At 72.0% G+C, this 1,621-nt stretch carries 1 protein-coding gene; it reads right to left on the bottom strand.

Going from position 1 to position 1,621, the window contains the following annotated elements; translation table 11 throughout:
- Positions 1 to 225 precede the first annotated feature (225 nt).
- Entirely contained in the window at positions 226 to 1,488 is a 1,263-nt protein-coding gene (locus tag ACEXKH_RS09620) for an IS30 family transposase (RefSeq protein ID WP_373573943.1), read from the bottom strand.
- Positions 1,489 to 1,621: the final 133 nt, after the last annotated feature.

Below are 1,621 nucleotides of genomic sequence, written 5' to 3'. Positions count from 1 at the left end.
GGTTGATTTTCAATCTCAACGCAACAGCCTGAACGGACCCCGCGTTTCCGCAGCTATCGCAACGCGGAAATAGCTCCCGGCACCTGGCCATCACTTCGTTTCCGCAGGTGGAGAGGCTGTGGAGTCCGGTGCCCCCATGCCGCCGCCGCATGCTCCGCCAGCCCGCCGCGCAGCCGTTCCGGACTCAGCGCAACGGGCCCTCCGGCCCATGTCCCGGCCCGCCGCCTATCCCGCCAGCGGCCCCTCGCCCCTCGCGGCCCTGGCCCTTTCGATGCAGCCGGGCGTGAGGTCGAGCTCGCCGGGCGCCAGCTCCTCTATCCCGAACGCGTCCATGAGGGCGGAGGCGTCCTCCCCGAGGGCCATCCGCAGCACGCGCGCCGGCGTCAGGAACCCGAGCGCCCCCCTCGGTTCGGAGTTCACCTGCGACATGAGCAGCGCGCAGTCCGCCGCCGTCAGCCGGTCGAACCTGGCCCCGGCGCCCTTGGGCAGCAGCTTCCTGATCTCCACGTGGTTCTTCTCGCACGCGCCCTTCTGCTGGCTCTGCCGGGGGTCGCAGTAGAAGAGCCTGGTCTCGCCGTCCCGCTCGCCGAGCAGCGCCGCGATGGCTCCCTCGTCGGCGAACTCGCTCCCGTTGTCGGTGAGCACGGCGCCGAAGGCGCGCCTCGCGCCGTCCTCGCCGAGGACCCTGCGCAGGGAGGAGAGCGCCGCCAGGACCGAGGCGCACGTGCCGTCCGGCAGCGGCAGGGCCAGCTGGAAGCGGCTCGGGCGGTGCAGGAGCGTGAGGAGCCTGGCGGAGTCGCCCCTGGAGCCCTCGACGGTGTCCATCTCCCAGGCCGCGGCGCAGGCGTCCTCGCCGAGCGCGAGGAACGACGCGTGAGACCTGCGCGCCGAGTGGGACGTCGCCCTCTTCGGGGCCCGGCGCGACCTCGGCCTGTAGCCGACCTTGCGCCTGAGCTCCATGTTCGTCATGCCGTCGTAGCCGGCGTTCACCCACCTGTAGACGGTGGAGGCGCTGAGCCCGGGGGTCGTCGCCGCTATCTGCTGCGGGGAGAGCCCGCGCGCGAGCCCGTCCCTGATGGCCGCGAGCTTGGCGGCGGCGCCCTCCTCGGTCTCGTCGATCCCGGACCTGCTCGCCGAGAGCTCGGCGTCGGCCGCCTCCTGCGCCCTCCTGGCGCTGTAGAACACCCTGGGCCTCCTCGAGCAGCCGTAGCCCCTCCTGTGCGAGCAGCCGTTGCAGCACCTCGGCCACGCGGAGAGCCTGGGGCAGGCCCCCGACAGGTCCGCGGGCGCGGGCTCGCCGTAGCGCGAGCGCGGCGCGGTGACGTAGCGGTGCGCCGCCACCTCCCTGGTCACGGTCGAGGGCGACCTGCCGAGCTCCGCGGCGATCTCGCGGGCGCTGCGGTTGCGGTCGAGCATCCTCTCGACCGTGTTCCTCTCGTGCCTCGTGAGCCTCCCGTACGACCTTCCGGACGGCTTGGGTCTGGACATGCCGGCCTCCCTCCATCGCGGGCCGGGGGATTCCGGCCCCTCTGGGGTTGCCTACCCGGATTCGCGCCTCAGGACTCAGCGCAACGCGTTGCGCTGAGTCCTGAGGCTGTTGCAATGAAAATGAGAATCAAGG

This window comes from Collinsella aerofaciens ATCC 25986, assembly GCF_964259375.1.
Lineage (GTDB): Bacteria > Actinomycetota > Coriobacteriia > Coriobacteriales > Coriobacteriaceae > Collinsella > Collinsella aerofaciens_BO.
The sequence above is the reverse complement of the archived record's forward strand: the minus strand, read 5'-3'. Positions and strand labels throughout refer to the sequence as shown.